Below are 5689 nucleotides of genomic sequence, written 5' to 3'. Positions count from 1 at the left end.
TCACCTTTCGGCTTGTACCGCTTTTCAAATTCTATCAAATTGATAAAAAATGGCAAGCATTGTATCAGTAAAAAGTCTTTCGTTACCTGACTCTCGTTCATCCAATAAGCAATACATAGACAGTATTCGAGCCTTATCAGCTTCTGTGCATCCTTTTTAAGGAAGATATGCGGTGCATGTGGAGGGAATAAGTGTCACTGGTGCATCGTAGCGATAGTGAAAGCTGAGAAGCAGGAGCTGAACCGTTACAGGGGAATCCCACAAAAGCGGAGCGTTGAGAGTAGTTGTATAGGTTGGTTAAGTTGCATGTTGGAGAAATCCTCGCAGAGATACCGCCATACTTCGACAGGGAGCGCGTGGGGAGAGGTGCAGTACCTTTAGTCCTTGTCTGCCATGTATGTGAAGCATGGTGCGGATACGACCGATGCGTGGCTCCGTCAGCCTAATCAGGTTAAATCGGCAATACTTAGGGGATGTGTTATTTTTTGAATGACAGCCCTTAGGGAGAGTATTGCCGAAACTCTCTCAACGCTCACCATCTGCCTGAGCAAAGCGAGGGCTGTGGTGGTGGTGAGAAAGAGTTGAGTGCTATTGTTTTACAAGATTTATGCCAGTTCTTATTAGGGTTTATATACTGTATCATTTGATTAAATTTTAGTATAAATAATTCTTTCCCTTTTTAAATAAGCAAGGATACACAGTTACCCCTATTTCACTTCGTTTAATAGTGCTAAGCTGTGACCTTGATCAGGGGCTTCACCCCCGATACCCCCGAAAACCGGTTTAAAGAAAAATCAAAGATTTTCCTCTAAACCGGTTAGACCAAGAATGGGATTGTTCAAGTGGAAATAGATTCAGTAACTAAACAGAAAGTAGTACGGGAACGGACGTTTAAAGTCAGACTTTCAGAATCAGAATATCAATTGCTCGATGCCAATAATCCTTTTGGTTCAATCGCAAAGTTGCTACGTCAGTCAGCAGTAGATAAAGCAACAAAGATTTATAATTCCAAAGCAGATGATGCTGAAAAAATTAAATCAACAAAGATTGTTGAATCTTCATATAGCAAGACAGAGAGAAATTTAATCCTAGAATTGGGTCGTATAGGTAATAACGTGAATCAGATTGCCAAAGCGATTAATACGGATATTGCAGGGACAGGTACTTTTGACAAAGTGAAGTTACTTCATTTGTTGATTTCCATAGATCAACAACTTCGGGAGTTACGACCAGATGATCGTTGATTTTTTTAGACATGGTTCAGGATTATCTAAAGGTTGTCTAGATTATTTGCTTGGTGAAGATAGAGAGCGAGAACATGCACAGGTTTTAAGTGGTGATGTTGACTTGACCGCTCAACTGATTGATAGCAGTCCTTTTGCCAAGAAATATACCAGTGGTTGTTTATCCTTTTACGAGCATGCTTTATCTGACCAGGATAAACAGCAGATCATGCAAAATTTTGAGGAATGCCTTTTCCCTGGTCTCGATAAAGATCAGTACCAAATTTTATGGGTACAGCACCAAGATAAGGTGAATCAAGATACTGGAGAGACACGGCTTGAGCTGAATTTTGTGATTCCAAACGTTGAGCTTTCGACAGGCAAACGGCTACAGCCATTTTATGCGCCAGTGGATTTAGATCGAGTGGATCTGTTTAAGCAGATTACCAATGCAGAACATCAACTATATGATCCCGATGATCCGAACAATCAGCAGCTTTTAATCAATAAGAAGAACTTACCCAAGGATGTGAAGGATTTTAAAGATCAGTTACACCAAAGGATTTACCAAGCTGTAGTCGATGGCAAAGTTGCCGATCGGCAAAAATTGGTTGAATGGCTTGAATCGAATGAAATCAAAGTCACCCGACAAACCCAAAAATCAATATCAATCGAAAATCCATACGAGGGCGCAACACGTCCTATCCGTTTAAGTGGAGAGGTTTATGAGCAAGGCTTTAGCGCTACTGGCGAATATCGACAAGAAGTACAACAGCGAATTGCAACGTACCGAGGAACAACTTCTGAGCGGTATCGAGCAAACGTCACAGATTATCAAAGACAGCTTGAGCACAAGAGCCAATATCACAGCGACCGCTATCCAGCAGTCAGACGAGAAATTAGCGCAGAACCTACAGAACAGCTCACAGCAGATCGAGAAGCAGCTCGACCAGTACCAAGCCTTGCTACAGTCCAAATTGAGCCGTTTAAAGCAAATGAACGAGCAGATACAGACAAAAGAACAGCAAGTTCAGAACAAAAGCCTACTGAAACAGCTTACCACTTTGAATATGGCAATGATTTTGGGAGCTGCTATTTTAATTATTCTCATTATTGCGCTCGGTTTTATGGGCAAAAGCAAGTACAACGAGATACGGACACTCAATATGACCATCAACGAGAAACAAATGCGAGTGGATCACCTGAACCGATCGGGGGGCAGTTTGACGTTCAGCACATGCAGACAGCAAAACAGCAAAGCCCAACGTCTATGTATTCAGATCAACAAGGACGCAGGGGATTGGCAGAACAACTTCATGGTGCCGATGGGGTATTAAGTGATGACCGAATTAGAAACACAGTTATTGAAAATCATCGAAGAACAACAGCAGCAATTACAGCAACAACAAACTCAGTTGCAGCAGCAACAGCAGAGTTTAGACGTGATGCAAAAGAAAATTATCCAAGCCTTATCAGCACAATCAAAGGCAATGGAGAGCGTACAGACAGACTTAGTGCAAACACAAAAGTCATTATCGACAATACAGACACAATTTCACGAATTGGAAAAAAATACAGCGACCTATACCGAGCAGATCAATGGCAAAGTCAGGGAGATGAGCCAAATTACAACGAATTACGAGGACGTACTGGAGAAAATCTCAACCACACAACGGTCAGTCTCGTCACAAGTAGCCAAAGCTCAGCAGAATTTGCTCGAAACGTCCGAACTATTGAAGCGAATATCGTCCAAATGAAGGAACGGAAAAAGGAAATGGAGCAGCCCCAACCTAAGCGAGATCGGGGCATGAATTTTGGCATGTAGGGTTTATGCTCGATTCCGACTGTTGCTAATCAAAAATATGGAACAATGATTAAATATTAGGCGTGAAACGTGAAGAATCAATAAAAAAGCCCGACTTAGACAAGTTAGGCTTTTTTATTGATTGTAAATTATTGAAATAATTAAACTAATTTTGTATTTATGTGCACTAATGTGTGCACATAAAAGCGGAGACTTTAATTTGGTAGGGTTCTTTAAGCCCAGTCATTTCATCCTAATCATTTGGTCGAGTGACAATTGGAAAAGTTGAGTCTGGACGTTTAAACATTGCAAAGAATTTTCCAATTTCCAATGGATTGCCTTTGACTTTACTTTCGTTAGAAAGCAGGACTTTTACCCCTTTTATTTGACCTGTAATCATTTTTAGATATAAGGGCTTGGTTACGGTTAATGTTGGGCAATCCGATGCCAAATCTTTACTGTCATCATGACGCTTAAACTGCATGATTGAGTTTTCAACCCATAATGAAAAATTCTCTTGGGTATCCGACAAAACCAGATTGATACACTGGTTTTCATTTTTTAAATTTTCCACATCTAAATTTGTCGCCATGGCTTCAAGAAATCTTTCAGTTGGCGTGTGAATCAATAAATCACTCGGATCAGATGTATTTTGTAGGGGTACATTATTTTGTAGCTCTTGAGCACCCACCAAAAAGAAATTACGCCAAGTTGAAGCCTCAGCAGCATAGCCCAATTGACGATACGTATTTGCCAATAAGTCTTTTGCTTGTTGGTTTTGAGGGTTATTCAACACAATATGTTTTAAAATCTCGGCAGCCCATCTATAGTCAGCTTGAGCATAGGCATCCCGCGCATTTTTTAATGCATTATTCTCCCCACCTGCCAACTCAATATATTTTTTTGCAACAGCTTTAGGCGGTAATGGATCTAAATTGGAAGGATGAGCATCGAACCATCCCATATAGTATTGGTATATCGCTTTTACATTATGCTTTAAGGTTCCATAATAGCCATGCGCATATAGCTTTTGATCAAGTGCCGCTGGAAGCTGAATTTTCTCGGCAATTTCAGCACCATTAAAACCAGAGTTCATATATCTCACCGTCTGATCATGTGTGAACTTATAAACATCTCGCTGGGTTTTAATAAAATCTTGAATATTGTCATTGCCCCAGACAGGCCAATGATGTTGTGCAATCAATACATCGGATGCTTTGGCATGCTGCATTGCTTGGTCTAAATAGCCTACCCATTTTAAGGCATCACGGACTTTGGCACCGCGGAGGGTATAAAGATTATGCATGGTATGCGAAAGAATTTCTGCGCCATTATAAAGTTTCAGTGATGGGATAGAGAAGGTTAACTCTGCTGGCGCTTCTGAACCCGGCACGTTATAAAACACAAAATCCAAACCATCAATGGTCATTTTCTGTTCTGCTTGGGTGATCAGTTGTGTAGGCTCAAGGATTCCCATTTTCCCAACAGCAACAGCCTTACCTAAACCTGTATCCACCAATCCTTCAGCATTCTTTGGTAAAAAGGTTCCATACATATAGGTCGCACGACGTATCATGGCTGAACCTGCCATCAAATTTTCACTGGTCGCTTCTTCCATAAAGCCTTGTGGCGCAATAATTGGGGTTTTTCTAGCGTTAATTTCTTCTGTAGAAAGAACGCCTAATGCACCACCAAAATGATCGATATGGCTATGGGTAAAGATAATGGCTGAAATTTTTTGCTCACCTAAATGCTGCCTAGCAAATTTAAGTGCTGCTTCAGCCGTTTCTTTAGAGGTTAATGTATCCACAATAATCCAGCCAGTATCACCCTGAATAATGGTCATATTTGCCAAATCAAAACCACGAATTTGCCAAACTCGATCTGTCACTTTAAATAGACCAACATTATTGTTGAGCTTTGCTTGTCGCCATAGTGCAGGATTAACAGTATTTGGTGCTGGATCATTTAAAAAATTAAACGCATCAAAATCCCAGATCACATTGCCTTTTTCACTTTTAATTTGACCTGTTGGCTTGGCAATAAAGCCTTTTTGCGCATAATTAAACTCTGTCATATCGTCTAAATTATATTTCGTTTTATACGCATTATTTGATTCAATGACCGCTTTTTCGACTTGTCCATTTGCTGCAAAAACAGAAAATGGCAAAATAAACATCAATGAAACCGTTAAAAATTTAACTTTCATTGTCTTTCCTTCTTCAAAATATCCATAAATGTTGATTTCCTTGTCTATACTATTTTTGATATGTGTTGAATTAATAGAAGCTTTTCAATTCAAACATTATAATAACAGCCATCATTTTTTATGATGGAATCATAAAATAATATTTTACAAGAATATACCTGTTTTTATTAAAACTACGCAGTCCTTATTGGGCATGAGTTAGTAGGAGAGAAAAATAAAAATTTTGTTAAAACCTAAAGAAAAACCCCTCTGAGTCTTGCAACTTAGAGGGGTTTTGTCTTAAATTTGGTGGTACGCAGTTATTTGATGTTCGAGCATCAAGTAACGAAGATCATAAGGTTTGACGACCGTTATGATTTCACCTTTCGGCTTGTACCGCTTTTCAAATTCTATCAAATTGATAAAAAATGGCAAGCATTGTATCAGTAAAAAGTCTTTCGTTACCTGACTCTC

Annotated in this window: 3 protein-coding genes; 2 read left to right on the top strand and 1 reads right to left on the bottom strand. The window is 39.6% G+C overall.

Annotation, left to right across the window (positions count from 1 at the left end):
- Positions 1-842 precede the first annotated feature (842 nt).
- A complete protein-coding gene (locus F902_RS00015; protein ID WP_004706792.1) occupies positions 843-1244 on the top strand; it encodes a MobC family plasmid mobilization relaxosome protein in 402 nt (133 codons plus the stop codon).
- Positions 1234-3048 (top strand): relaxase family protein, encoded by a 1815-nt coding sequence (locus tag F902_RS00010; protein ID WP_004706791.1) that lies wholly within the window; start codon positions 1234-1236, stop codon positions 3046-3048. The genes F902_RS00015 and F902_RS00010 overlap by 11 nt, the downstream gene beginning before the upstream one ends.
- Before the next feature lie 232 nt (positions 3049-3280).
- Here the strand turns inward: F902_RS00010 and F902_RS00005 are convergent, their stop codons facing one another.
- Positions 3281-5236: an alkyl/aryl-sulfatase gene (locus tag F902_RS00005; protein WP_004870594.1), complete on the bottom strand. Its 1956-nt coding sequence runs from the start codon at positions 5234-5236 to the stop codon at positions 3281-3283.
- Between the last annotated feature and the right edge of the window lie 453 nt (positions 5237-5689).

The sequence above is a fragment of the Acinetobacter higginsii genome, assembly GCF_000369525.1.
GTDB classification, from domain to species: Bacteria; Pseudomonadota; Gammaproteobacteria; order Pseudomonadales; family Moraxellaceae; genus Acinetobacter; species Acinetobacter higginsii.
This window is presented reverse-complemented; position numbering and strand designations above follow the sequence as displayed.

What these genes read in the sequence shown, in the direction of transcription:
- F902_RS00010 (WP_004706791.1), top strand. Translation starts at nt 1,234, where the DNA reads ATGATCGTTGATTTTTTTAGACATGGTTCAGGATTATCTAAAGGTTGT.
- F902_RS00005 (WP_004870594.1), bottom strand. Translation starts at nt 5,236, where the DNA reads ATGAAAGTTAAATTTTTAACGGTTTCATTGATGTTTATTTTGCCATTT.